Source organism: Aliiroseovarius sp. Z3 (genome assembly GCF_029105185.1).
Classification (GTDB): Bacteria; Pseudomonadota; Alphaproteobacteria; order Rhodobacterales; family Rhodobacteraceae; genus Aliiroseovarius.
This window is the reverse complement of record NZ_JAFMZK010000003.1, coordinates 175,473-199,305: the sequence shown is the minus strand read 5'-3', so window position 1 is coordinate 199,305 and position 23,833 is coordinate 175,473. Positions and strand designations below refer to the sequence as shown.

24 protein-coding genes are annotated in these 23,833 nt (G+C 58.0%); 10 read left to right on the top strand and 14 right to left on the bottom strand.

Features of this window, described 5'->3' with window-relative positions; genetic code table 11:
• Nucleotides 1-88 precede the first annotated feature (88 nt).
• Nucleotides 89-841, bottom strand: a complete 753-nt coding sequence (locus J3R80_RS06650; protein WP_275392981.1) for a GNAT family N-acetyltransferase — start codon at nt 839-841, stop codon at nt 89-91.
• A gap of 65 nt (nt 842-906) precedes the next feature.
• Entirely contained in the window at nt 907-1,926 is a 1,020-nt protein-coding gene (locus J3R80_RS06645; RefSeq protein WP_275392980.1) for an isocitrate/isopropylmalate family dehydrogenase, read from the bottom strand.
• Nucleotides 1,927-2,101: 175 nt separating this feature from the next.
• On the opposite strand from J3R80_RS06645, the gene J3R80_RS06640 reads away from it, so the two are divergent.
• Nucleotides 2,102-2,989, top strand: a complete 888-nt coding sequence (locus tag J3R80_RS06640) for a ribokinase (protein WP_275392979.1) — start codon at nt 2,102-2,104, stop codon at nt 2,987-2,989.
• Here the strand turns inward: J3R80_RS06640 and J3R80_RS06635 are convergent.
• The 3 genes from J3R80_RS06635 to J3R80_RS06625 form a co-directional block, all read right to left on the bottom strand.
• Nucleotides 2,986-3,273 (bottom strand): SCP2 sterol-binding domain-containing protein, encoded by a 288-nt coding sequence (locus tag J3R80_RS06635; RefSeq protein ID WP_275392978.1) that lies wholly within the window; start codon nt 3,271-3,273, stop codon nt 2,986-2,988. The genes J3R80_RS06640 and J3R80_RS06635 overlap by 4 nt on opposite strands.
• A 75-nt stretch (nt 3,274-3,348) precedes the next feature.
• Nucleotides 3,349-4,572, bottom strand: coding sequence for an argininosuccinate synthase (locus tag J3R80_RS06630; RefSeq protein ID WP_275392977.1), 1,224 nt, complete (start codon nt 4,570-4,572; stop codon nt 3,349-3,351).
• A 31-nt stretch (nt 4,573-4,603) separates the two neighbouring features.
• A complete protein-coding gene (locus J3R80_RS06625) occupies nt 4,604-4,855 on the bottom strand; it encodes a hypothetical protein (RefSeq protein WP_275392976.1) in 252 nt (83 codons plus the stop codon).
• Nucleotides 4,856-4,907: 52 nt separating this feature from the next.
• Between J3R80_RS06625 and J3R80_RS06620 the strand changes: the two genes are divergently transcribed.
• Nucleotides 4,908-5,522 carry a hypothetical protein gene (locus J3R80_RS06620; protein WP_275392975.1) on the top strand — a complete coding sequence of 205 codons (615 nt, stop codon included), beginning with the start codon at nt 4,908-4,910 and terminating at the stop codon, nt 5,520-5,522.
• A 54-nt stretch (nt 5,523-5,576) separates the two neighbouring features.
• Entirely contained in the window at nt 5,577-6,824 is a 1,248-nt protein-coding gene (ilvA, locus tag J3R80_RS06615; RefSeq protein ID WP_275392974.1) for a threonine ammonia-lyase IlvA, read from the top strand.
• Here the strand turns inward: ilvA and J3R80_RS06610 are convergent.
• Nucleotides 6,776-7,135, bottom strand: coding sequence for an Hpt domain-containing protein (locus tag J3R80_RS06610; RefSeq protein ID WP_275392973.1), 360 nt, complete (start codon nt 7,133-7,135; stop codon nt 6,776-6,778). The two genes, ilvA and J3R80_RS06610, sit on opposite strands and share 49 nt — an antisense overlap.
• A 151-nt stretch (nt 7,136-7,286) precedes the next feature.
• Between J3R80_RS06610 and J3R80_RS06605 the strand changes: the two genes are divergently transcribed.
• Nucleotides 7,287-8,585: a SpoIIE family protein phosphatase gene (locus tag J3R80_RS06605; RefSeq protein WP_275392972.1), complete on the top strand. Its 1,299-nt coding sequence runs from the start codon at nt 7,287-7,289 to the stop codon at nt 8,583-8,585.
• Here J3R80_RS06605 and J3R80_RS06600 read toward each other — a convergent pair.
• A complete protein-coding gene (locus J3R80_RS06600; protein WP_275392971.1) occupies nt 8,564-9,007 on the bottom strand; it encodes an NUDIX hydrolase in 444 nt (147 codons plus the stop codon). The two genes, J3R80_RS06605 and J3R80_RS06600, sit on opposite strands and share 22 nt — an antisense overlap.
• 72 nt (nt 9,008-9,079) lie before the next feature.
• Between J3R80_RS06600 and J3R80_RS06595 the strand changes: the two genes are divergently transcribed.
• The 5 genes from J3R80_RS06595 to J3R80_RS06575 all read left to right on the top strand — a co-directional run bounded on the left by J3R80_RS06595 (nt 9,080) and on the right by J3R80_RS06575 (nt 13,629).
• Nucleotides 9,080-10,081, top strand: coding sequence for an Hsp33 family molecular chaperone HslO (locus J3R80_RS06595; RefSeq protein WP_275392970.1), 1,002 nt, complete (start codon nt 9,080-9,082; stop codon nt 10,079-10,081).
• Nucleotide 10,082: 1 nt separating this feature from the next.
• Nucleotides 10,083-10,670 carry a CoA pyrophosphatase gene (locus J3R80_RS06590; protein WP_275393260.1) on the top strand — a complete coding sequence of 196 codons (588 nt, stop codon included), beginning with the start codon at nt 10,083-10,085 and terminating at the stop codon, nt 10,668-10,670.
• Nucleotides 10,667-11,812 carry a CCA tRNA nucleotidyltransferase gene (locus J3R80_RS06585; protein ID WP_275392969.1) on the top strand — a complete coding sequence of 382 codons (1,146 nt, stop codon included), beginning with the start codon at nt 10,667-10,669 and terminating at the stop codon, nt 11,810-11,812. The genes J3R80_RS06590 and J3R80_RS06585 overlap by 4 nt, the downstream gene beginning before the upstream one ends.
• Nucleotides 11,809-13,029: a class I SAM-dependent RNA methyltransferase gene (locus J3R80_RS06580; RefSeq protein ID WP_275392968.1), complete on the top strand. Its 1,221-nt coding sequence runs from the start codon at nt 11,809-11,811 to the stop codon at nt 13,027-13,029. Before J3R80_RS06585 ends, J3R80_RS06580 begins: the two co-directional genes overlap by 4 nt.
• A gap of 105 nt (nt 13,030-13,134) precedes the next feature.
• Nucleotides 13,135-13,629: a L,D-transpeptidase family protein gene (locus tag J3R80_RS06575; protein WP_275392967.1), complete on the top strand. Its 495-nt coding sequence runs from the start codon at nt 13,135-13,137 to the stop codon at nt 13,627-13,629.
• A gap of 18 nt (nt 13,630-13,647) precedes the next feature.
• Here J3R80_RS06575 and J3R80_RS06570 read toward each other — a convergent pair whose 3' ends face one another.
• Nucleotides 13,648-14,139 (bottom strand): CAP domain-containing protein, encoded by a 492-nt coding sequence (locus tag J3R80_RS06570; protein WP_275392966.1) that lies wholly within the window; start codon nt 14,137-14,139, stop codon nt 13,648-13,650.
• Between the two features lie 169 nt (nt 14,140-14,308).
• On the opposite strand from J3R80_RS06570, the gene J3R80_RS06565 reads away from it, so the two are divergent.
• The gene (locus J3R80_RS06565; RefSeq protein ID WP_275392965.1) at nt 14,309-14,911 is read left to right on the top strand and encodes a L,D-transpeptidase; all 603 of its coding nucleotides are present in this window, start codon (nt 14,309-14,311) and stop codon (nt 14,909-14,911) included.
• Nucleotides 14,912-14,980: 69 nt separating this feature from the next.
• On the opposite strand, the gene trxA is transcribed toward J3R80_RS06565, so the two are convergent.
• The 6 genes from trxA to tsaE are packed head-to-tail and all read right to left on the bottom strand — an operon-like array spanning nt 14,981 to nt 23,816.
• On the bottom strand, nt 14,981-15,301 hold the full coding sequence (trxA, locus tag J3R80_RS06560; protein WP_275392964.1) for a thioredoxin: 321 nt from the start codon (nt 15,299-15,301) through the stop codon (nt 14,981-14,983).
• A 36-nt stretch (nt 15,302-15,337) separates the two neighbouring features.
• Complete coding sequence (gene addA, locus J3R80_RS06555; protein ID WP_275392963.1) at nt 15,338-18,709, bottom strand: double-strand break repair helicase AddA; 3,372 nt, start codon at nt 18,707-18,709, stop codon at nt 15,338-15,340.
• Nucleotides 18,706-21,651, bottom strand: coding sequence for a double-strand break repair protein AddB (gene addB / locus J3R80_RS06550; RefSeq protein ID WP_275392962.1), 2,946 nt, complete (start codon nt 21,649-21,651; stop codon nt 18,706-18,708). The genes addA and addB overlap by 4 nt, the downstream gene beginning before the upstream one ends.
• The gene (locus tag J3R80_RS06545) at nt 21,635-22,327 is read right to left on the bottom strand and encodes a nucleotidyltransferase family protein (protein WP_275392961.1); all 693 of its coding nucleotides are present in this window, start codon (nt 22,325-22,327) and stop codon (nt 21,635-21,637) included. Before J3R80_RS06545 ends, addB begins: the two co-directional genes overlap by 17 nt.
• Nucleotides 22,309-23,319, bottom strand: a complete 1,011-nt coding sequence (locus J3R80_RS06540; protein WP_275392960.1) for a phosphotransferase — start codon at nt 23,317-23,319, stop codon at nt 22,309-22,311. Before J3R80_RS06540 ends, J3R80_RS06545 begins: the two co-directional genes overlap by 19 nt.
• A complete protein-coding gene (gene tsaE / locus J3R80_RS06535; protein WP_275392959.1) occupies nt 23,319-23,816 on the bottom strand; it encodes a tRNA (adenosine(37)-N6)-threonylcarbamoyltransferase complex ATPase subunit type 1 TsaE in 498 nt (165 codons plus the stop codon). The genes J3R80_RS06540 and tsaE overlap by 1 nt, the downstream gene beginning before the upstream one ends.
• Nucleotides 23,817-23,833 lie beyond the last annotated feature (17 nt).

Below are 23,833 nucleotides of genomic sequence, written 5' to 3'. Positions count from 1 at the left end.
CAGACGGTGAAAGGTGAGATTTCCACACCCACATATACAAGATTGCCGCGAAAAAAAAGGGACTTGCGGACGCAGGCGCCGTTTTCGACTATGATAATGCAAGCAGTGGCAAGATCTGCTTCTTCAAAAGGTAGTTGCTAGCGATTTCACGTCCATCATAGACGATGGAAAACACGCCATAGGGGTTCGGAACCTGCTGGCGAAGCTGCTGTGCGGATGTGACTTCGATCGCTCGGAAGGGAATGCCTGCCTCGTGCGCCGCATCCTTTGCGTTATTGACCGCGTCTTCAAGATACGGGCACTGCGCGCTGTGAAACACCGTCAGCCCAGAGCCACATGCGGCGGCTTTCTGATTGAATCCGCCGACAATGCGCGGCAGGGGGCCATCGCCAAACGTCCCGAGCATCAGATCATAGTCGGGGTCTGACTGATCAACAGATTTATAGCCGCGCGAAGCCAGTATCTTCTTGTCGATCAGCCAATTTCCTGAACGGGTCAGGGCGGTCACGCCACGATAGCCGTGGTCGCGCGCCCAGGTCTCGACCTCGTTCAGCAACTGTTTGGCGTGGCCTTTGCCTTTGCTTTTGCCGACCACCCAAAGACAATGGATGGCGACAAGATCATCAGCGTTTTCGATCCCGCGCCAAGCATGTCTTGCGGGGATAAACTCGACAAATCCACGTTCGCCGTCACCCAGCAAACGCAACTGCAACCCTTCATCAAACCGGTCGGCCAGCCAAGCGCGCTTGCGCTTCCACGCAGTGGTTTTGCGCGCGCTCATCTTGCAAAAGAAGCCGTGTTTTTCGACGGTATCATTGGTGACGGCGATCAATTTGGTCATGCGAGCCTCCTTCAATGAGCCTCGCATGCTTGGCGGTGTCAGTCTTTGAGCCGCGTCAAATGCCGTTAAAGGCGATCCATGATTGCTTCGGCAATCGACATGGTGTTGCCCGTGCCGCCAAGGTCGGGGGTAATGCGATCTTTGGCCTGAACAGTGTCTATGACGGCCTTCTTCAGACGATTTGCCTCGTCGTTCAATCCTACATGTTCAAGCATCAGACCTGCGGCCATCAGGAATGCACAAGGGTTGGCTTTCTGTTGTCCGGCAATGTCAGGCGCCGAGCCGTGGACCGCTTCGAAGATCGCTGCGTCCTTGCCGATATTTGCGCCGGGGGCCAGACCAAGACCGCCGACCAGCCCAGCGGCGAGGTCTGATAGAATATCGCCAAACAGGTTGGTGGTGACGATCACGTCGAACGCATCAGGATACATCACCATCTGCATGGCGCAGGCATCCACAATGCGCTCGTCAACCTCGATGCGGCCTTCGTATTCCTTGGCCACTTCGCGGGCTTCTTCCAGAAACATGCCGGAGAGCAGTTTCAGAATGTTGGCCTTGTGCACGATCGACACCTTCTTGCGCCCGTTCGCCACCGCATAGTCGAACGCTGCGCGGGTGATGCGGCGCGCTTCTTCCTTTGTGTTGTAGCCGGTGGAATAGACTTTACCTTCGGGGTCGCCGTTATGCTCCAAATAACCTTCGTCGGCGATGTAATAGCCTTCAAGATTTTCGCGGAAAATCACCATGTCGATATTGTCATAGCGCCCATCGGTCTTGATCGTCTTGGTGGGGCGCACATTGGCAAAAAGTTCGAATTCCTGCCGCAGCTGGAGGTTGATCGACTTGTAGCCGCCACCGACCGGCGTGGTGAGCGGACCCTTGAGCGCCAGCTTGGTGCGGCGGATGCTGTCGATGGTGGCTTGTGGAAGCGGATCGCCAGATGCCTCGACGCCAGCCATACCAGCTTGTTGCACGTCCCATTCAAACGGCTGGCCCATATGGTCAAGAATGGCAGTCACAGCTTCGGTGATTTCCGGTCCGATGCCGTCGCCGGGAATCAGGGTTGCTTGGATCTTGGTGGTCATGGTTGCCTCCTGGCTAAAGGGCGGGTTCAATGCTCACTTAAACGGTATACAATGGAATACAAGTGGAAAGTCAAATTCATGATCCCGAATAAACTAGGGGCGATTGTCTTCCAACCTAGCTTTCCCTTGTGATCGCTGTCCACTGCAATAGGCTGCTCCAAAACGGGAGGGCGCCGTGGCGATCTACAATCTGGGCTCTATCAACATGGATCACTTCTACGAGGTGGATCATCTGCCCGTCTCGGGTGAAACGCTTGCATCCTTGTCCTATCGTGTTGGATTGGGGGGGAAGGGTGCAAACCAGTCCATCGCCGCTGCGCTGTCGGGCGCTCAGGTTCGCCATATCGGTGCCATCGGCGCCGAAGGTGAATGGTGCAAGGCGCGACTGTCTGATGCGGGCGTCGATACAGATCATGTTGTCATTCTGTCGACCGCAACCGGCCATGCGAATATCTGCGTTGATACGGCTGGCGAGAACCTGATCATTCTCTATTCCGGCGCAAATGCGCAGATTTCCGAGGCGCAGATTGACAAAGCACTGCGCGAAGCGGGGTCAGATGACTATCTTGTTTTGCAAAATGAAACCGGTCTGACCTTTGAGGCCGCCCAAATGGCCCGCGCGCGCGGCGCGTTCGTGGTCTATTCTGCTGCCCCCTTCGACGCCACCCGCGCAATACAGATGTTGCCGGTCGTTGATCTTCTTGTTGTCAACGAGGTCGAGGCGCAGCAACTGTCCAAAGCGCTGGGCACAGCCATCGAAGATATAGATGTGCCCAACCTTCTGATCACACGTGGTTCGAATGGCGCAGAGTGGCGGGTGGGGGCGACGGGCGAACGCATCTCGGTGGATGCGTTCACGGTCGATCCGGTCGACACAACGGGTGCGGGCGATTGCTTCATCGGCAATACCGTCGCGGCGCTGGATCAGGGTATGACCATCGCTGATGCCATGCGGTTTGGTGCGGCCGCATCGGCCATTCAGGTCACGCGACATGGCACGGCAGATGCAATGCCAAGCCGGGCCGAGGTCGAGGCGTTTTTGGCAGAAAAAGGCTCTGATTAACCTTTCAGCAGCTGCCCCAGACGCATGGCAATCGACACATCACCCGACACTTTGATCTTGCCCATCGCAAAGGCGCTGACCGGGTTCAGCTTTCCCGCCATGAGCTTTTCAAGATTGTCACGGGTCATCGAGATTGTGCAGGCCGTATCGACATCGTCGCGCGACAGGACACCATCCTGCAGCACGATGACACCATCGCCACCGCAGTCCAGTTTCAGGCTTTCGCCGAATGGACGCTTCTTCAGGCCGCGTTCGATCTTTTCGGCAATCGGGGTCAGTGGCATCTGGGTCTCCAAACAAAAACGCCCCCGTTTGATACGGGGGCGTTCAGCGTCGGTCCACGGTGACGTGGCGCGAGGTTATTTGAAACGACGGTCACGCATCGCGATCAGCTTCAGGCGCAGGGCGTTCAGCTGGATGAAGCCCGCGGCGTCGGTCTGGTCATATGCGCCCATGTCCTCTTCGAACGTTACGTGTTCTTCGGAATACAGCGAATGATCCGACCAACGGCCAACCACGCGGGCCAAGCCTTTGTAAAGTTTCATACGCACCGTGCCGGTGACGTGTTCCTGGCTGGCGTCGATGGCGGCTTGCAGCATCTCGCGCTCGGGCGAGAACCAATAGCCGTTATAGATCAGCTCGGCGTATTTCGGCATCAGCTCGTCTTTCAGATGCATCGCGCCACGATCCATGGTGATCGATTCGATGCCACGATGGGCGTCCAGCAAGATGGTGCCGCCGGGTGTTTCATAGATACCGCGCGATTTCATCCCGACATAGCGACCTTCAACCAAGTCAAGACGGCCAATGCCGTGCTTGCGGCCGTATTCGTTCAGCTCGGCCAGAACGGTTGCAGGCGACATTGCGACGCCGTTGATCGACACAGCGTCACCCTTTTCAAAGCCGATTTCGATGAATTCAGGCGTGTCTGGCGCATCTTCCGGATGGACGGTGCGTTGATAGACGTAATCCGGCGCATCTTCGGCAGGGTCTTCCAGCACCTTACCTTCGGACGAGGTGTGCAGAAGGTTTGCGTCAACCGAAAACGGCGCTTCACCGCGCTTATCTTTGGCAACCGGAATCTGGTGCTGCTCTGCAAATTCCAGCAGACGGGTCCGCGAACCAAGATCCCACTCACGCCAAGGCGCAATCACCTTAATTTCTGGGTTGAGTGCATAGGCAGCCAATTCAAACCGAACCTGATCGTTGCCCTTGCCGGTCGCACCATGACTTACCGCATCGGCGCCGTGTTCTTCGGCAATCTCGACCAGCCGTTTGGAGATCAACGGGCGTGCGATCGAGGTGCCTAGCAAATACAGCCCCTCGTACTGCGCATTGGCGCGAAACATCGGGAACACATAGTCGCGCACGAATTCCTCGCGCAGGTCTTCGATGTGGATGTTTTCCGGCTTGATGCCCAACATCTCGGCCTTTTTTCGGGCCGGCTCCAACTCTTCCCCCTGACCAAGGTCAGCGGTGAAGGTAATCACTTCGCAACCGTATTCGGTTTGAAGCCATTTCAGGATGATCGAGGTATCAAGACCGCCGGAATAGGCCAGGACAACTTTCTTGGGCGCAGACATCGTTTTCCCTTTCGAAGATATCGCTGCGCGCTTAGCTGGTTTCTTTACCAAGGGCAAGTTTTGCATACGCTCCGGCGAGTTTGCGACCGTGTTGCGATAGCGAGAAAGATGTGTTTGGTTGGTGAAAATCTATTTGAGGTGGTGACATGACGGGTTGGGCTTTGTTGAAGCATTCTTTCGGAATGGTCGAACGAAATTTTGGTGCCGCAGTGCGGATTTCTGTCGTTTTGATGATATTGATGATGGTCGTCTCTTTCCTGTTATCATCTTGGGTGGTCGCCAATGCGCAGGTTCTTGTGTCATTCGGAGCAGCAGGCGCCGTTGCGTTTCAGCTCGTGATCGGCCTGATCAGCATGGTCATAACTGCATGGATCGCCGTCGCGTGGCACCGCTACGTTCTGATGAACGAAGCGCCAAGGGGTTGGATTCCAACTTTCCATGGATCGAACATCATCAACTACGTGATCTGGGCCTTGGTTTTGACCGTGACTTATGTGTTGTTTTTGGCCCCAGTAGGCGTGATAGCGTTTGGGTGGCTGTTTCCTGAAATCTCACAACCCGGCGGAACCCCGGATGCAGGCCCCGGACAGGTCGCCTTGATTGCCATTGTTTTCTTGATCTGTTTTCTGGCAGCCATTGTCGTTTTGGCCCGATTTTCGCCCGTTCTCGTATCACGCGCTTTGGGACAACGACTTGGCCTTTCCGAAGCGTGGAAAGCGACACAGGGATCAAGCAAGGCGATCATCGGGCTGTTTTTCTGGAGCTTTCTGATTGGTTTTGTAGTGATGTTTTGTCTCTCCTTCATTTTGGCTCTACTGGGCGGGGTGGCCGGTTTGATCATGTTGCCTTTTATGATTATTGCCCAATGGTTCCTATCGATTGTTTCGATCAGCGTCGTGACAACAATCTATGGCCACTACGTCGAAGGGCGAGAGCTGTCGCTTCAATAAGACGGCGGCTGGATCAGGCTTGCCAATACCCTGCTGGTGATCCAGACATGTTGGATGACCAAGTTCACTGACAAAGCCCACAGCGCGGAACATTTGATGCGCACGTTGTTTCCTGCAACACCCTTGCAGCGGAACGATCACCTGTCCGAGCTTTACGAGGCCGATATCTGGCTGAAGCGGGAAGATCTGAGCCCGGTGCGCAGCTATAAGATCCGCGGTGCATTGAACGCGATGGCCAAGACGCGATCGGCCAACCCCGGGGTCAGCGTTTTCGTGTGTGCTTCGGCCGGAAATCACGCGCAGGGCGTGGCGTTTGTCTGCCGCCATTTTGGTGTGAAAGGTGTGATCTTCATGCCGGTCACGACGCCCCAACAGAAGATCGACAAGACCCGTATCTTCGGCGGCGACAATGTCGAAATCCGCCTTGTTGGTGACTATTTCGACAACACTCTGGCAGAAGCGATGCAGTTCTGTTCAGACGCGGGCGGGCATTTCCTTTCGCCGTTTGATGACCATGATGTGATCGAAGGTCAGGCAAGCGTTGCGGCGGAGATCATTGAGCAGATGCCAAGCCCGCCGGACATGGTGCTTCTGCCGGTTGGCGGTGGCGGGCTGTCGGCGGGCGTCACCCGATACCTGCGGGATGTATCACCTGAAACGGACATCAGGTATGTGGAGCCTGCGGGGGCGGCAAGTTTGACCGTTGCACTGCGGGCCAAAGCCCCGGTCAAGCTGGATCAGGTCAACAATTTCGTCGACGGCGCCGCCGTTGCGCAGATCGGTCAACTGACCTTCGACGCACTGAAAAAAACGCCAACCGAGCATGTTTTGACAGCGCCCGAAGACCGTATCTGCTCGACCATAGTTCAGATGCTGAACGTCGAAGGCGTGGTGCTGGAACCCGCGGGCGCATTGTCGATAGATGCGTTGAAAGATCTGCGCGCCGAGGTGAAGGGCAAGACCGTGGTCTGCGTGACCTCGGGCGGAAACTTCGATTTCGAACGCTTGCCCGAGGTGAAAGAGCGCAGCCAACGATATGCTGGCCTTAAGAAATACTTCCTGTTGCGACTTCCCCAGCGGCCGGGCGCATTAAGAGATTTCCTTGAGGCGCTGGGGCCTGACGACGATATTGCGCGGTTTGAGTATCTGAAGAAAAGCGCCCGGAATTTCGGATCGGTGCTTATCGGCATCGAAACACGCACACCTGAAAACTTCGAAACACTCTATGCTCGGTTGGATACGGGCGGCTTCGTCTATTCCGATATCACGAACGACGAAACCATTGCCGAGTTTGTGGTTTGATCACCGCTTAGAAAGGCCTGTTTCGACGCGTCATAGGTTTGAAACACGGGGGTCAGAGGGACGGCATCATAATTGCCCGCAGCGGCTTCCCGCTCTCCCTCGCCGCACAGTTTGGACAGTTGGTCAAACCCCAGATTCAATGACGAGCTTTTCAGAAAGTGCATGTCCTGTTCGAACAGATCCGGTTTGGGCGTGGATTTCAGGCGGCAAATCACCTCTTCTACCTCCTCCAGAAACAGATCAGCCACCTCGGCGAAATCGTCTTCCCCGAGCTCGGCCTTTAGCTCATTCACGCGCGTCCAGTTGATCATCAAGACCTCCCTCATAACGCATCCAGCTTATATGCCTCTGGTTAACAAGCGGTAAGCTGCGACGATCATGTAAAATTTTCCTGTTAAATGGCTGTTAAACGACGGGCGCTAACCATTTCTGACAACGCGATTCCTAGGTCGGGACATAAGTGTGAGCGCCGCAAATGCATATCTAAGGTGTGAGAAGCCAACCCCAACCGAAACGCCTGTTCAGGTGGTTGAAAATCCGGTGCGCCGGATTTTGGTGGTCGACGACAGTCGGGCGCAGCGTCGTATTCTGACCTCGTCCCTGACCCGGCAGGGATATGACGTGACCGAAGCCGGAACCGGGGACGAGGCGTTGGAAATTCTCCGACGGGATCAGTTTGACCTCATTCTCAGCGATTGGATGATGCCGGGGATGGATGGGCTTGAGCTGTGCGCCGCGTTTCGTCAGTTGCCGCTTGGGGGCTATGTCTATTTCATCTTGTTAACGTCAAAGACCGACAAAGGGGCGGTCGCGCAGGGGCTGGATGTGGGGGCAGATGATTTTCTGGCCAAGCCCGTAAACCCGGATGAGCTGCGCGCACGCATCAATGCCGGGGGTCGCATCCTGTCGATGGAGCGTGAGCTTCAGGATAAGAACCGCCTCGTCACGTCGACCCTTGCGGAAATTCAGGCGTTGTATGATTCGCTGGATCGCGATCTGGTCGAAGCCCGCAAGATGCAGCAATCGCTTGTGCGTGAAAAATATCGGGATTTTGGTGCGGCCGAGGTGTCATTGATGCTGAAGCCCTGTGGCCATGTCGGTGGTGATCTTGCCGGTTTTTTTGATGCCGGTCCCGACAGGTTGGCGTTTTATTCCATCGACGTGTCCGGGCATGGAATCGCATCGGCACTTCTGACCGCGCGTCTGGCATCCTATTTCTCTGACGGATCGCCCACACATAACATCGCGTTAGAACGGGGGCCGGGCGGGTTTTACCGTTGCCGGCCGCCAGAGGTGGTTGCCGATGAGCTGAACAAATTGCTGCTGAATGACCTGCGATCTGAGCATTACTTTACAATGCTGTTCGGGTATCTTGACCTGAACACCGGGGCAGTCGAGCTGTCACAATGCGGCCATCCGAATGCGGTGCTTTTGTCGCGCCAGAGCGAGGTGCGCTATTTTGGCAAGGGCGGAATGCCGATTGGCCTTATTTCCGAGGCGCAGTTTGACCGACAACAGCTAATGCTCTCTCCGGGTGAGCGGCTGATTTTCTATTCCGACGGGTTTACCGAATGCGTCGACAACACAGGTGCCATGCTGGACGAGGCTGGGTTTGCGGACATTCTCGGGCGGAACGCCGAACTGACCAACGAAGCCCTGTTCGACGCCCTGGTTTGGGATCTCGATGCCTTTTCGGGTGGGCAGGACCTTGGGGACGACCTGTCCTGCGTGATGGTCACTTACCAGCCGGATCGCAGGTGACGGCGAACAAAATGGCGATCTCCTTCATTGCACAGAATTTGCAGGGCGGTATCGATATTGGTCCAGATGGCCTGATGGTCCGGCTCTAGCGGTGCGCCGATCTGCCGAACCGGGCGGGCGACGAAGATGTGACAAATCTTCTCGGCCCAAAGATCGTATTCCGGCATAAAGCTGAACCGGCGATATGCCCCCAGCCGCTTTGGTGCGGCAATCTTCCATCCTGTTTCCTCCATCACCTCACGATGCAGGGCCACAATCCCGGTTTCACCCGGATCAATCCCACCACCGGGAAGCTGGAATTCGTTAAACGGTTCGGCTTGGTGGGTGATCAGCATATCGTGCCCGCGGAGCAGGACGGCATAAGCGCCCGGCCGCAGCACGTATTTACGGCCCTGTTGCCGCTGTCTGCCGAATCTGCGCATCTGCTCTTTTCCCTTCGGTTGCCGACACCATATAGACGCGGTATGCCAAGCTGAACGCCGATAGGAAACCCCATGACCCTTGGAACTCAAATCGCCTGGGATGACACCATCCTGCCCTTTCAACTGGATCGCAGCGACATTCGCGGGCGCGTGTTGCGGCTGGACGGCACGTTGGACACCATCCTGTCACAACACAACTACCCCCCGGCGATTGAAGCCTTGGTGGCCGAAGCTGCCATGTTGACCGCGCTGATCGGGCAGACCATCAAGATGCAGTGGAAGCTGTCGTTGCAGGTGCGCGGTGATGGTCCGGCCCGGCTGATCGCCACCGACTATTATGCCCCCGAGAAAGAGGGCGACTCGGCCACGATCCGTGCCTATGCCAGCTTTGACGAAGATCGGTTGCAACCGGATGCGCCGGGCTTTCCGCAGATCGGCAAAGGGTATCTTGCCGTGCTGATCCATCAGGGCAGCGAGCAAAAGCCATATACCGGGATGACACCGATTGCGGGTCAGTCGCTGTCAGATTGCGCGCAAGCCTATTTTGCACAGTCCGAACAGCTGCCGACCCGGTTTCATCTGACATTCGGGAAGTCGACCTGGACCGGCGGCACAGAAAGCTGGCGGGCTGGCGGGATCATGTTGCAGCATATGCCCAAAGCCTCTCCGCACGTGACGGGCGAAGGTGGGTCTGGCGAAGGCGGCTTGTTGTCCGCACAGGATTTGCTGTCGGACGATGATGCCGAAAACTGGAACCGCGCGAATATCCTGCTGAGCTCGGTAGAAGAGTTGGAACTGGTTGGTCCGTCCGTCCAACCCACTGATTTGCTGGTGCGGCTGTTCCACGAGGAAGCGCCCCGCGTTTTCGAACCTCAGACCATCAGTTTCGGCTGTCCGTGTTCGGAAGACCGCGTTCGCGAAAGCCTGTCGATCTATTCCACGCGCGACATTGGTCACATGACAACGGATGATGGGCGCGTCACCGCAGATTGCCAGTTCTGTGGCGCGCATTACGATCTTGATCCGGAAACGCTGGGCAAGGATGCGGTCGATTCGGGCGACAAGAGTGACTGATATGTTGAATCGTATCCGAAAAGCTGTTGCCCAGACCGGCAAGGGCAGTTCGGATTTCGATCTGAACCCAGACATTCAACTGCCGGCGAATCGCAAGCTGCGACCTGCGGGTGTCTTGGTGCCCCTGATCCAGTCAGGGAACGAGTTGCGGCTTATCATGACCAAGCGGTCCTCGGCATTGAAGCACCATCCGGGGCAGATCGCGTTTCCGGGCGGCAAGGTCGATCCAGACGATGCCGATGAGGTTGCCGCGGCGCTGCGCGAGGCGCATGAAGAAATTGGGCTGCCACCAACGCAGGTGGAGCTGATCGGTCAGATGCCGCCACATGAAACGGTTACGGGCTTTTCAGTCACCCCGGTGATCGGGTTTATCCCACAACCTTTCGACATCGTCGCCGAGATTGGCGAGGTTGAAGAAGTCTTTACCGTACCGTTCAAACATGTCTCTAACCTTGCCAATTATGCCCGTCAGGGGCGGATGTGGCAGGGGCGGATGCGATTGTATGAAACCGTGCCTTATGGGCCCTACTATATCTGGGGGGCGACCGCCCGGATGTTGCGCGCCCTTGCGGAAAGGTTGCCGCAATGACCCGCGTCACCGGCGATTGGATCAAGATGCCGGCGGCACAGGCGGTGTGCGAAATGATCGCGCAAGCGGGTCATCAGGTGTATTTCGTGGGCGGATGTGTGCGCAACGATCTGCTTGGGGCGCCCATCTCGGATCTGGATTTGTCCACCGATGCGCGGCCCGAGCAGGTGATTAAGATCGCCGACGAGGCCGGGATGCGCGCCGTGCCAACGGGCGTTGATCATGGCACCGTCACCATTGTCGTCGATGGTCACGGGCTTGAGGTTACGACCTTTCGCAAAGATGTCGAAACCGATGGTCGGCGCGCTGTGGTCGCTTACTCCGACAGGCTTGAGGATGACGCGCATCGGCGTGATTTCACCATGAACGCGCTGTATGCGGCGCCGGATGGGCGGGTCATTGATCCGCTGGGTGGTTTGGCCGATCTAAAGGCGCGCCGCGTGCGCTTCATCGACAATCCCGGCGACCGCATTCGCGAAGATTACCTGCGGATCTTGCGCTTCTTTCGCTTCCACGCTTGGTATGGTGACGCTGCCGAGGGAATGGATGCAGAAGCCCTGGCGGGTGTTGCAGCAAATCTAGGCGGGTTAGAGACACTTTCGCGCGAGCGCGTGGGTGCAGAAATGTTGAAACTGTTGGCAGCGTCTGATCCTTCGACCGCTGTTGGCGCAATGGCACAGATTGGCGTTCTGGGTTCAATCTTGCCCGGTGCGGATCCCCGTGCCTTGCCGGTTCTGGTCCATCTTGAAGCCCAACGTGCGCCCGATCCGCTGCGCCGCCTTGCGGCATTGGGCGGCGGCGAGGTTGCAGACAGGCTTCGATTGTCCAAACGTGACCGCAAGCGGCTTGCGTTGATGCGTGACGCGATGGGGTCGACGGAGGGTGCAGGCGAGCTTGCCTATCGCCATGGCGCCAACCTTGCCACCGACGTGGTGCTTTTGCGTGCAGCGCAGACGGGTGGTCAGGTTCATGCAGGCGTCTGGTCCGAGGTTGAAACCGGTGCGCAAGCGGTCTTTCCCATTCAGCCCGCCGACCTGTTGCCGACCCATACAGGCCCCGCGCTGGGAGCAGAGTTGCGGCGGTTAGAGAGCCTGTGGATCGCATCTGGGTTCACCTTGAAGCGCGAGGATCTGTTGCCGTGACCAAAACCTATACGATTGAACGATTGGGGCATCTTGGGGACGGCATCGCGCCCGGACCTGTCTTTGCGCCGCGCTGCCTGCCGGGTGAAGAAATCTCGGGCGATGTTGTCGACGGGCGCATCGCAGCGCCGCGTATCATGACGCCATCACCTGACCGGGTCAAAGCGCCATGCCCACATTACAACGCGTGCGGGGGATGTGCCTTGCTGCATGCCTCGGATCAGTTTGTTGCAGATTGGAAGGTCGGTGTGGTTAAAGCCGCGCTGGACGCCCATGGCCTGACCTCTGAATTTCGGCCGATCATGACATCGCCTGCCGCGTCACGCCGTCGGGCGGTTCTGTCGGGTAGACGCGGCAAGAAAGGCGCGATTGTCGGGTTTCATGGGCGCCGTTCAGACACCATCACCGAAATCACAAGCTGTCAGCTTGTGCATCCCGATATTCTGGCGGCGCTTCCCGCATTGGGTGCCCTAACCATGCTGGGCGCATCGCGCAAAGGCGCGCTGTCCATCAATGTCGTGCAATCTGCGTCTGGACTGGACGTGTCAGTTACGGGCGGAAAGCCACTTGACCGTGGATTAGAGACTGATTTGGCGCAGGCTTTGCACACCTATGGCCTTGCCCGCCTGACATGGGATGGCGAAGTGATTGCCACCGAAACGCCGCCTGAGCAATTGTTTGGTATCGCCGCTGTCGTGCCGCCCGCCGGTGCGTTCCTGCAAGCCACACGCGCGGGTGAAGCGGCCTTGCTGGACGGGGTGCGCGAAATCGTGGGCGGCGCAAAATCGGTGATTGACCTGTTCGCTGGTTGCGGCACGTTCGCCCTGCCTTTGGCGCAAGCTGCGGAAGTGCATGCGGTCGAGGGCCACGCCGCGATGACCGATGCGCTTGCCCTTGGCTGGCGTCAGACGCAGGGATTGCGCCATGTTACGACAGAGGTGCGGGATCTGTTCCGCAACCCGTTGATGGCCGAGGATTTGGCGCGCTTTGACGCGGCCGTCATTGATCCACCCCGCGCCGGAGCCGAAGCACAGATCGCGCAGCTTGCGGCGTCCGACATCAAGCGAATCGCCATGGTGTCATGCAATGCACAGACATTTGCGCGTGATGCAAAAGCTCTTGTGGATGCAGGATATCGGATGAATTGGGTTCAGGTGGTGGATCAGTTCCGCTGGTCCACCCACACGGAACAAGTCGCCAGCTTCACAAGGGCCTGACACGCTCAGGGATTCGCCGATAGGGTGATCACAGGGCAAATTCGCTTGTGTTGTGATCAATCTGATCTACCATAATCGCAAAAAACGAGCAGTGTGGGACATCAAATGAGAGCCGTCTTAACGATCCTTACCGTCCTGTCCTTGGTCTTTGTCGCCTCGTGCGGCCCGAAAAGATACAAGTATGACGGACCAGAAGTGACTCAGATCATCGTCAACAAGGGTGCGCGGAAGATGTATCTGATGCATGGCACCGAGATCCTTAAAACCTATCGCATTCGGCTGGGTTTTGCGCCTGAGGGGCGCAAGAAATATGAGGGCGACGGCAAGACGCCGGAGGGGCGCTATGTCATTGATCGGCGCAACCCGAAAAGCGCGTTTTACCTGTCAATCGGGGTGTCTTATCCCAACCGACAGGATGTGGAACACGCCCGCTCGGTCGGGCGCAAACCGGGTGGAGAGATTTTCATCCACGGCGACAGGCGCCCGCAGGACCCCAAGCGGGATGACTGGACGGCGGGCTGTATCTCGGTCAAGAACCACGAGATTCGTGAAATCTTCACGATGGTTCGTCTGGGAACTGTGATTGATATCAATCCGTAAGCGGGATTGATGGCTGGATTAACCGCCCATCTCCATCACCCACCAGATCTTGCCATTTCGCTCTTGCAGCCATGCGAATCCAAGCTCGCGCGCGCGGGGGTCAAGAATGATCCGGCGCGTGTCGGGCTTGTTCATCCAGGCTGACAGGGTCTGAAGCTCGGTCTCGAAGGTTTCCGAGATGTTTTCGCCCAGATAGGTGCCGGTGTAACCCGCACGGCGGGCGCGGTCGATCGGGGACGATCCGTCAGACCCGAAATGCCACGGCCGGTTCTGCACCGACATGTCGCGGGCATGGGTCTGGGCCGCAGCGTTCAACTGAGAATTCAGCTTCACCGGCTGTGCCCCTGCGGCCTGACGCAGTTGGTTGATGCTGTCCAGCATTCGATATTGAACCTTCGACGTCTGGCCAGACGAGATTCGATAGATGTTGACGCCACCACCTGTGCCCGTCGTCGTGGTACACGCAGAAAGGGCCACTGTTGCGGCAACTGCCATCAAAAACACGCGCATTGTTTGTCTCTCATCCAAAAAACATTGTATCTGTGCCTGTCTACCGTGAGTATAAGCAAGTAGCAAATGACGGCTTTGCGACTTTAAGCCGATAACATGCGTTTGAATTGCGACTGATGCGCGGACGCAATATATGACTGTGATGCAAGTGAATATTGGAGACTTAGTGATGCAGAAGAAACCGGAAGCCCAGCTTGGCAGGCGCGCGTTCCTGGGGGGAACGATTGCCGCAGCAAGCGGCCTGGCGACACCTGCACTTGCGCAGTTCGATAACTCGACCGAGGTCGAGCGTGACCTGACAGAGGTTGTGAAGCGCAATATCTCAAGCTTTCGGGCGTTGAATTGGCAGCCTTATTTCAGCAACACCCGGAACGGTGCGATTTTGGTCGATATCAGCTCGCGCTGTTTGCATTATTGGTCCGAGGATCAGTCAATCTATCGCCTGTTCCCGACCTCGGTGCCGCTGACCGAAGATCTGACCCGGCGCGGCCGCACCAGCGTCATTCGCAAGGTTGAAGGCCCGTCCTGGGCGCCGACCCCCGCGATGCAGAAACGTAACCCGGAATGGCCACCCTTCGTGGGTCCGGGGCCGGATAACCCGTTGGGCACCCATGCGCTGTATCTGAGCTGGAAATACTATCGTATCCACGGCACCCACGACACCCGCAAGATCGGGCGTCAGTCGTCGAACGGGTGTATTGGTCTTTACAATCGGCATATCGCCGAACTGTTTGGCTATGCCCGGAATGGAACGCAGGTGCTGCTGATCTAAGCGTCACACAGACGAAACAAAAAAGCCCCGCTGAAATGGCGGGGCTTTTCTTTTGCGGATGATGCGGGATCAGACGCTTTCGTCGATCCACGATTGCAGCGCAGCTTTCGGGGCAGCGCCGACCTTGTTCGATACAACCTGACCGTCCTTGAACATGAACAGGGCCGGAATACCGCGAACGCCCATCTGAGCGGGCGAATTCGGATTCTCATCAACGTTGACTTTGACGATCTTGACCTTGCCTTCGTACTCGGTCGACAGCTCTTCCAAAGCCGGGCCGATTTGTTTGCACGGACCACACCATTCGGCCCAGAAATCCACGATTACCGGAAGGTCCGATTGGCGGACCTCTTGCTCGAATGTGGCATCGGTGACAGCTACAGTTGCCATGTTGTGTTCTCCTGAAAACTATATGTTGTGGTGAACCTAGGTAGGCAAGCGGGTTGCGTCAAGGTGCCTGAAAGCCGCATCCACCAAAGCATTATCGAAACGCATCAACTCACGGCTTTGTGTCCACAAGATCGCGGTGTTCACATTCCTCTCGGGGAAGATCTGGGCAAGCACGGCCCGGTAAGCCCCCAATTGACGCAGCAGCCCGTCCGGCGTGTCTTCAGGGGTCGCGGGCACGATGCGGTTGGTTTTGAAATCCACTGCTAGCACGTCGTTGTCAGCGATGATCAACCGATCAATCACCCCATGCAGAAGACGGCCAGAGAATTGCGGCAAGTTGGCGGTGACTGGCACTTCGGCCAAGTCGGGACGCGCGAAGATTGGCGCAAGATCGGGGTCGGTCAGCACGCCAGCCGCCTCATCAAGCAGCGCGGATTGTTCAAGATCCGTCGCGCGATCATCACCCGACCCAAGCAGGAACCGGGTTGTGTCCTCCCATTTGGATGCCGGAATGCCCGGAAGATGTTCCAGCAACAAATGTATCTGCCGCCCACGCTTTTTTGCGTCATCCGTGCTGCCAAAGGCATCTTCACCGGCAAGCGCCTTTGCCCCGCCCAGATCGGACGGCGAGATTGGCTTGACTGACGGCGCTGGCGTTTCCGCACGCGCAGTCAACCAATCAGGCAGGTCGGATGGGCAATCTTCGATCTCAGCTTTGTCGTTTACTGCGGGCGCAGGCCAATCGCCTGCCGCAAATCGCTTTCCCGGGCCTGTGGGAAACGCGCATTCGATACCAGCCGCCTTGTTCATCGCACCCTCGCAAATGCGATACCAAACATCCGAGTCGGGCTTTCCGATCGATCCCGCCGCGGCCAGAATTAACCAACGTTCCGCCCGTGTCATCGCAACATAAAGCAGCCGCGCACGCTCTTCGATATCGGCGTCCCTTAAGTCGCGCGCCACAGCGTCGATCGCCTCTGTTCGGTTTTCTGACTTGGGGGAATAGAACGCCTGCCCATCGGGAAGCTTGGCAACTGCGGGCATCGAGGACGCCTTTTGCTGGGCCAGATCAGGCAGAATCACGATTGGGGATTCCAACCCTTTTGATCCGTGAATCGTCATCACCCGAACCTGCTGCCCCACCGAATCCATCTGACGTTTGATCGTGACATCATCGGTTTGAAGCCAGGTCAGAAACCCGGTCAGGCTGGGCGTGCCGGATCGTTCATAGCCGATGGCCTGGGCCAATAAGGCGTCGATGCCGTCTTCGGCCTCTTGCCCCAATCGCGCCAGCAGCTTCTGACGGCCACCATGGCGGGTCAATGCGCGTTCCAGCAATTCATAGGGGCGCAGAAAGTCGGCTGTGTCACGTAAGTCTTGCAACACGCTTAACGTCTGCGAATGTTGATCCGCCTTCTCGGACAACGCCCGCCAAAGAAACTTGCCCTTGCTGCGCGGATGCGCCAACCGGAACAAGTCGTCCTCGGACCACCCAAAGAGGGGCGAGCGCAGGATCGCGGCGAGCGACAAGTCGTCTTCGGGCGTTGCCAGAAAAGACAGAAGTGCGGTCAGATCCTTGACCGCCAGCTCCGCCCCGATTTTCAACTGATCTGCACCGGCAATGGGTATAGCACGGGCTTTGCAGGCGCGGATGATTTCGTGAAACAGCTCTTTGCGGGATCGCACAAGCACCAGAATGTCTCCGGCATGCACCGGGCGGTTTTCGCCATTTTCCGCAGGAATAGTCTCGGTTCTGATCATGCGTTCGATGTCGCTGGCAATATTCTCGGCCAGTTGAACCCGATGGTCCTGCGGTGATGGAGCATCCACCGGATCATGCCAGTCGCGGTCTTCGTCATGGGTGACAGGTTCGATTGCCGGCCACAGGTCGACCCGGCCCGGCAGGTCAGTGAAGAACGCGCGGTGCAGGAAGTCCCCGCCCAGACCGCTCCGCCCTTGCATCGCAAAATCCACGAACTCCAGAACCGCAGGTGACGACCGGAATGAGTATTCCAAAGGCATCTGAACCAGACCACGCCCAATCTGCGACAGGCGGTCGGCAAAGGTGGCGCGCATCTGATCGAACGCCGCAGGCTCGGCCCCCTGAAACGAGTAGATGGATTGCTTGGGATCGCCGACCACGAATATCGTGCGCTCGACATCGTCCCGCACACCGATACCGCTTGTAAATTCACGCGCAAGGCTGTCGATGATGCGCCATTGCGCGGGGCTGGTGTCCTGGGCTTCGTCCACCAGAATATGGTCGATCCCCCCATCCAGCCGGAACAGCACCCACGAGGCGATGGCCGGGTCGGTCAGGATCGCCCCCGCCTTCAGGATCAGGTCGTCGAAATCCAGCCACCCCCGCGCCAGCTTTGCTTCTTCATAGAGCTGCACGAAATGATGGGCGAACCTGTGTAGCGCGGTCGTGCGTCTGACGTTGGAAAGCGCAATCCGGGCAAGATGCGCGTCTTCGACCCGCTGCATGAACTCGTCCAGTTGCGAGGTGACGCTTGCGCACCCGCCAGCGCGCATGGCCTTGGTCGGAAAAGACCCTGATTTGGCGGAATATGGTGGTTTCTGGTTGATCATAAACCGCGCGCACCGATCCAGTATGTCAAAGGATGGGGTGCTCAGATCCGCGCCGGTCAGATGTGCTGCCGCTTTCTGCTCAGTGGCGCTGCCGGTTGCCAGAATGTCACGAAGCGTGGCCAGCATTCGAAGATCGCCGGGCTGAAACAGCGCGTCCAGAATGGCACGCTCATCCAATGCAGGCGACACGCCGAACCAACTGGCAATCTGGGCATCGGTGGGTTGATCGATGAACAGGGTGCGATTGCCCGTAATCTCGGCGGTCAGTTGCGCCATGTCTTCGCCGGTGAAGTGCTGCGACAGGGCGGTGACATGCTGCGCCAGGGGGCCATCGCTCATCCGATCAAGCAGGTCGGCCCGCAGGTCTTTGGCGGTGCGGTCATCCATTTCGGTGAACTGCGGCGAAACACCGGCCTCCATCGGAAAGCGACGCAAGAGAGAGGCAGCATAGGCGTGGATGGTCTGGATCTTCAATCCGCCGGGGGTTTCAATCGCGCGGGCAAACAATTGCCGGGCAAGCGACAGATCACGGCTCCCGTCCAAGCCAAGGTCGTGCAACGCCGAGGTAAGCGCCGCGTCATCCTTCATTGCCCACTCACCCAGACGATTGAACAGGCGGTTCTGCATCTCGCTGGCGGCCGCCTTGGTATAGGTCAAACACAGGATGTTCTGTGGTGACACGCCTTCAAGCAGCAACCGCGCGACGCGGTCGGTCAGCACGCGGGTCTTGCCCGAGCCCGCATTGGCCGACAACCAGGTCGAGTTCTGCGGGTCAGCCGCGCGGATCTGGCTGCGCGTTGCGTCGTTTATCGTCATTGCCCCACCCGTAACGTCACCGGCTCTGCGCTGTCGTCCCATTCGCCGAAGCGGGCAAGGTGATCATAATCACCATCAAACCGCTGTTTGTGCACCGCTCGCCGCGCGGTAAAGCCTTGATCCGGGCTGTGATAGGCTTGGATCAGGATCAGCAGCTCATTCTGAATCACGTCGATTTCTTCAGGTGTCAGCAGCACGGGTTTCGTTTCTTGTGGGGTCAGGCCGATATAGGCAACGCTCGCTACCGGTGCGGCGGATATGTCTCTAAACCCGCCCAACTTGGCAATCACAGCCTCTAGCAACAGTTGCTTGTCATAGTGCTTTTGCATCTTCTCGGATGGCGGCTGGCCGGATTTGTAATCGTAAATCTCCAGCTGCCCGTCATGGCGCTGATCTATCCGATCCGCCTTGGCACGAAGGGTGAAGCCGATGTCGTCAAACACAGCCTCGCCCCAGACTTCGTTGGCCAGATTGTGCGCTTTGGCGCGCCGGTCCCGCTCCTCGGCGACGAACCAGTCGGCGACGCGACCGATCCGGGTCAGCCAAAGGATACGCGTGGCGGGCCACGGTACGTGTTCTTCCAGAACGTCTTCGGCGATGTTCATCAGGCGCGCGGTTTCCGCAGTGTGATCGTCTGTCTGCACAGCCTCTGCGACGTAGCGTTCGAAAACGCGGTGTAGAACCGTGCCACGGATGCGCGCATCAGCGGTTTGGCGCACTGGGTCAAGCGGCCTGAGATGCAGCACTTTGTCGGCATAAACCGCATAGGGGTCGCGGATCAGCTTCGTTACCCCCGTTACCGAAAGCGCCGTGGGCCGAGCTGAGACCGGGGGTGCGGGTGATGGGCGTGGCTCAGGTGCGACCGGTTCCTGGGCTGCGTCCAGCCGCTCTGCCAGATCTGACCACTTAGCGCCCCGGTTGCGCATTTCCCAAAGCGCTTCTTCGCCGGCCTCGGACATGCCGCCCATCAGGTTGCACAAACGGTTCAGCCAGCGCGACGGAATGGTCTGGCTGTCTTCGTCGCGGGTGGACCGGGTCAAAAAGACCTCGGCCGTTGCGATGGCTTGTTGAAAATCGTGCGCGGACAGGCCAATGCGACGTTCCGGCAACAACAGCCCGGCGTCCATCCGCATCTTTCGGTTCAACCATGGATCAGGGCCGGGAAGTTCGGGCCATGTTCCGTCGTTTAGCCCCGCCAGAATGACACGATGCGCGCCCTGGACGCGCGCCTCAAGCGTGCCCCAGAACATTACACCGGGATGCGGGGTAATGGGGTCGCGCACCACACCAGCGTTTAGAACGGATACCAGCAGATCGCGATAGTCCGGTGCCGATAGTTGCCCGCCGAATTCTGCATTTTCTGCAAGATCAGAGACTGCTTCAAGCGCCTTTTGTCCTGCAGATTGCTCCCACAGTTCACCCGTTCCTTCTTGCGCACAGCCGCGCGCAATCTGTTCGGTCAGGCTTCGATGCCAAGCAACCAGAGACGTCAGTGAATGCTCACCCTGCTGCATCTTGTTCAGAAATGTTTCAACGACCCAGTTGGCCCAAATGGCGCGTGCGGGTTCATCGGGGAATTTGGAGGCCCAATCGGTCAACGCCGCCGCATTTGGCGGCGCATACCGCCCGCGCAGGACGTCCAGCTCAAGGTCGCGGGTCCAGCGCAGGTGGTCGCCCCGTGTGCCCGCGGTGCTGTGGGTCAACGGGTGTTTCAACAAGGCCAGCAGCATTTCGCCGCTCGTTTCTTCACACAGAAGCTGTGCGGACTGGCGCAGCAATCGCCCCGGCGCTGACAGGGCAAGCGGGCGCCCGGCGCTGTCATCAGGAACGATCCGCCAGCGGTCCAGCGCGGCCGCCACCTGCCGGGTCAGATTTCGATCCGGGGTGATCAAGGCCACAGACCTGCCATCCTGAACCGATCGACGCAGCACGGTGGCGATCGCCAATGCCTCTGCCCGCGGGGTGCGGGTTTCGATCAGGGTTAGGTTTTCGGTTGCCGCCTCGATGCCTTGAAACGCCTTGCCCTCAACCTGCCATTGGTCTGTCACGGGCGCCGGGCGCAAGGCGAGTGAGACCAGCCGATTGCGCTCGGGCGCGGGCGGTGCGTCCGACGTCCAGCGCATCACATCGGATGATATCAGGCCGACGCGTTGCAGTAAGTGCGCGAACCGATATTGTGGATGATCCTGAGTCGAAAAATCATTGTCTAACTCTGCCCAAGTCTGATCTGGCATATCGTAATCAAAGCCCGGCACGATCACGGCACCCAATGGCAAGGACGCAGCCGCTTCCATCAAAAGCGCCGTTGCCCCCCGTGACCCGGTCGAGCCTGCGATCAATACAGGATGTTCTGGTGGATGCGCGCGCCATTTTGCGATGGTCGCCTCGACCACCATGCGTTGGCGTGTTTCGACGTCGGGCAGGTCCAATGTTTCATGGTCGAAATAGTGTTCGACCAGCGCGATGAACTTAAGGCTCCGCGCCCAATGCTCAGACATCTCGCCTACATCAAGCGCCTGAAGGTTTCGCGGATGCACGCCTTCGCTGTGCATCTCATCCATCAGATCGGCCAGGCTGTCGGCAAGATCAAAGGCGGCTGTTTTTGGGGCAAGATCCGGCTCTCGCTCCAGAAGGGCGGCGATAAGCTGGCGCAGTTCCAACCGTCGTCGTAGGGGCGGCACCGGCAGCGGCACCTCGTGCAATGCCGGATCGCGGGCCAGATCGGTGATCAGGCGGATGCGTGGCAGGAACAGCGTCTGCCCGTCAAACAATGAGCGGACACGGGATTGCATCCGGCTCGTGTTCACAAACACTTCGACGCGCGCCAGATCCTCCGGATTGGTGGGCGCAATGCGTTGCAAGATGCCGGTGACCAGGGCTTTCGGGAAGTCGACACCCAGCGGCGTGCCGAAGATGCGTGGGGTGTCAGACGGATCGAACATTGGCATCCCTCAGCATGGTTTCCGCAAGGGTGATCCCCTCCGGGTGGCCAACATCGCACCAGCGTCCGTGATGTTCGATTCCAAACAGACGCCTGTTTTCCAGCAACTGATCCCATACGGTGTTGAGCGAGAATACATCCTCGGCGACGGCCGCGACAGGGTCGGTCTTGATAATCTGGCACCCGGTATAGGTCAGGCCCGCGCCGCGACGAAGCATTCCGTCCTCTGCCTTCAGAAAATCACCCGCGCCCTTGTGCCCGATGGCGTTTTCCGGCGCCACCAGCATCAAAAGCGCGTCCATCCTATCTGGATCCCAAGCCGCAAGCAGGGATTGAATCGGGTTTGGCCCGGTCCAGACGGCATCGGAGTTCAACGTGATCACAACATCGCTTTCAAGCAAGGTTAGAGCCTTTTTCAGCCCGCCTCCGGTTTCAAGCAACTGACCGTCTTCATTGGAAAACCGGATGTCCCGGTGCCCAAGATGATTGGCGATCTGGTCGCCCAGATGATGCAGGTTGATGACGACACGCTCGATCGGGCTGTCGTCGGCAAGGGCAAGTGCATGGTCGATCAGCGGTTTGCCCGCCACCGGGATCATCGGTTTCGGAAGCGTTTGGGTCAATGTGCCCATGCGCGTGCCGCGACCGGCTGCGAAGATCATTGCGGCGGTTGGCATGGTGCCCTCAGCGTTTGCAGAAAGGTCGGGGTTGGCGGGTTAAGAAGCGGGGTCAGTGTCGCGGACAGCTTTGCAAGTGATGGGTGTGACAAGTCGGTCTGCAAATGCGCCCAGACCCGCGGGATCAGGTTAACGTAATGGGGTTTCATCATCACGCGCGACAAGCGGGCGAAGATGCCCAGAATGCGCAGGTTACGCTGGGCCGAGATCAACGCAGCCTCAGCCCGAAAGGACACCTCGTCATAGCCTTTGATTTGGCAGAATTTCGATATCAGATGGTCTTCCAGGTTGGGCGATACGTCGCGACGGGCATCCCGGATCAGCGACATCAGGTCATAGGCGGGATGCGTTCGCACGGCGTCCTGGAAATCCAGAAGGCCAACGCGCGCGTCTGCTATCCGGTCTGGAAGCCAGATCAGGTTCTCGGCATGGAAATCGCGCAGGGAGACGCAGTTGAATTCGTCGAACTGCGACAGGTGCTCGTTTAACTGGTCAATCGCGCGCCGCGCGTTGTGGGTGAGAGTCCTGGTCGGCGTGGTCCGATAATACAGAAATGCCAGGTCCGTTGCCTGGGCCATCTGTGTAGGACCATAAAGCGGCAGGTTTGGGTTTGGGTGTTCATGCAGTCGGCAGATCACGTGAACGGCGGCTTCATAAAGTGGTTGCTCTTGCGCCGCATCTTTTGTGATCACACTTGCGAAAAGCGCGTCGCCAAGATCTTCGAGCAGCAGGAAACCCGCCTCAAGATCCTGGGCGAAGATGTCGGGTGCCGACAGGCCCGCCTTTGTTAGATATCGTGCGACTGACAGAAAGGGCGCAGACGATCCATTGCGATCTGTCGGAGCGTCCATCAGGATCGCCGTTTGCTTTGTTTCAGGGTGTGTTAGTCTCTGATATGAGCGTGCGGAGGCATCGCCAGAGATGGGTGAAGCAGATGCAGACTGCCAGTCGGCATCCGTTAAAAACTGTATCCTTTGTTGCGCGCGCGCCATCATGACGGCAGCGCGTCCAGAACGCGGCGCTGCCACAGGTCTTTGTCGCCGGAATATGTGATCACGCGTTGATCCTGGTGATCAGAAGTTTCTTCGATCTCAAATGACATGAGCAAGGCGTTTTCAGGCCACAGATCACCCAGCCGATCGGGCCATTCGACAAGGCAGATGCCATCGTCGAAAGCCTGCGTCAGGCCCAGTTCTTCGATCTCGTCGGGATGAGACAGGCGGTAAAGGTCGGCGTGCCATACCTCGGATGGTTCAACGTCATAAGTTTGAACCAGCGTGAATGTCGGCGAGGGAACATCCTCGACGCGGCCTGATTTGGCTTGCAATGCTTGTATGAGTGAACGGGCGAAATGGGTCTTTCCGGCGCCAATTCCGCCTTCCAACAGGATTACATCGCCGCTGTGCAGGGATGCCGACAGGTTTTCCGCAAATTTTCGGGTGTGATCCGGTGAGGGAAAGAGAGCTTGATGAGAAAACGCCTGCGACATGGCAGGAGTTTTATCCC

Bases quoted from the DNA above. Each gene is read 5' to 3' on its own strand.
- J3R80_RS06650 (WP_275392981.1), bottom strand. From the start codon at position 841: ATGACCAAATTGATCGCCGTCACCAATGATACCGTCGAAAAACACGGC.
- J3R80_RS06645 (WP_275392980.1), bottom strand. From the start codon at position 1,926: ATGACCACCAAGATCCAAGCAACCCTGATTCCCGGCGACGGCATCGGA.
- J3R80_RS06635 (WP_275392978.1), bottom strand. From the start codon at position 3,273: ATGCCACTGACCCCGATTGCCGAAAAGATCGAACGCGGCCTGAAGAAG.
- J3R80_RS06630 (WP_275392977.1), bottom strand. From the start codon at position 4,572: ATGTCTGCGCCCAAGAAAGTTGTCCTGGCCTATTCCGGCGGTCTTGAT.
- ilvA (WP_275392974.1), top strand. From the start codon at position 5,577: ATGACCAAGTTCACTGACAAAGCCCACAGCGCGGAACATTTGATGCGC.
- J3R80_RS06610 (WP_275392973.1), bottom strand. From the start codon at position 7,135: ATGATCAACTGGACGCGCGTGAATGAGCTAAAGGCCGAGCTCGGGGAA.
- J3R80_RS06600 (WP_275392971.1), bottom strand. From the start codon at position 9,007: ATGCGCAGATTCGGCAGACAGCGGCAACAGGGCCGTAAATACGTGCTG.
- J3R80_RS06595 (WP_275392970.1), top strand. From the start codon at position 9,080: ATGACCCTTGGAACTCAAATCGCCTGGGATGACACCATCCTGCCCTTT.
- J3R80_RS06590 (WP_275393260.1), top strand. From the start codon at position 10,083: ATGTTGAATCGTATCCGAAAAGCTGTTGCCCAGACCGGCAAGGGCAGT.
- J3R80_RS06585 (WP_275392969.1), top strand. From the start codon at position 10,667: ATGACCCGCGTCACCGGCGATTGGATCAAGATGCCGGCGGCACAGGCG.
- J3R80_RS06575 (WP_275392967.1), top strand. From the start codon at position 13,135: ATGAGAGCCGTCTTAACGATCCTTACCGTCCTGTCCTTGGTCTTTGTC.
- J3R80_RS06570 (WP_275392966.1), bottom strand. From the start codon at position 14,139: ATGCGCGTGTTTTTGATGGCAGTTGCCGCAACAGTGGCCCTTTCTGCG.
- J3R80_RS06565 (WP_275392965.1), top strand. From the start codon at position 14,309: ATGCAGAAGAAACCGGAAGCCCAGCTTGGCAGGCGCGCGTTCCTGGGG.
- trxA (WP_275392964.1), bottom strand. From the start codon at position 15,301: ATGGCAACTGTAGCTGTCACCGATGCCACATTCGAGCAAGAGGTCCGC.
- addA (WP_275392963.1), bottom strand. From the start codon at position 18,709: ATGACGATAAACGACGCAACGCGCAGCCAGATCCGCGCGGCTGACCCG.
- addB (WP_275392962.1), bottom strand. From the start codon at position 21,651: ATGTTCGATCCGTCTGACACCCCACGCATCTTCGGCACGCCGCTGGGT.
- J3R80_RS06545 (WP_275392961.1), bottom strand. From the start codon at position 22,327: ATGCCAACCGCCGCAATGATCTTCGCAGCCGGTCGCGGCACGCGCATG.
- J3R80_RS06540 (WP_275392960.1), bottom strand. From the start codon at position 23,319: ATGGCGCGCGCGCAACAAAGGATACAGTTTTTAACGGATGCCGACTGG.
- tsaE (WP_275392959.1), bottom strand. From the start codon at position 23,816: ATGTCGCAGGCGTTTTCTCATCAAGCTCTCTTTCCCTCACCGGATCAC.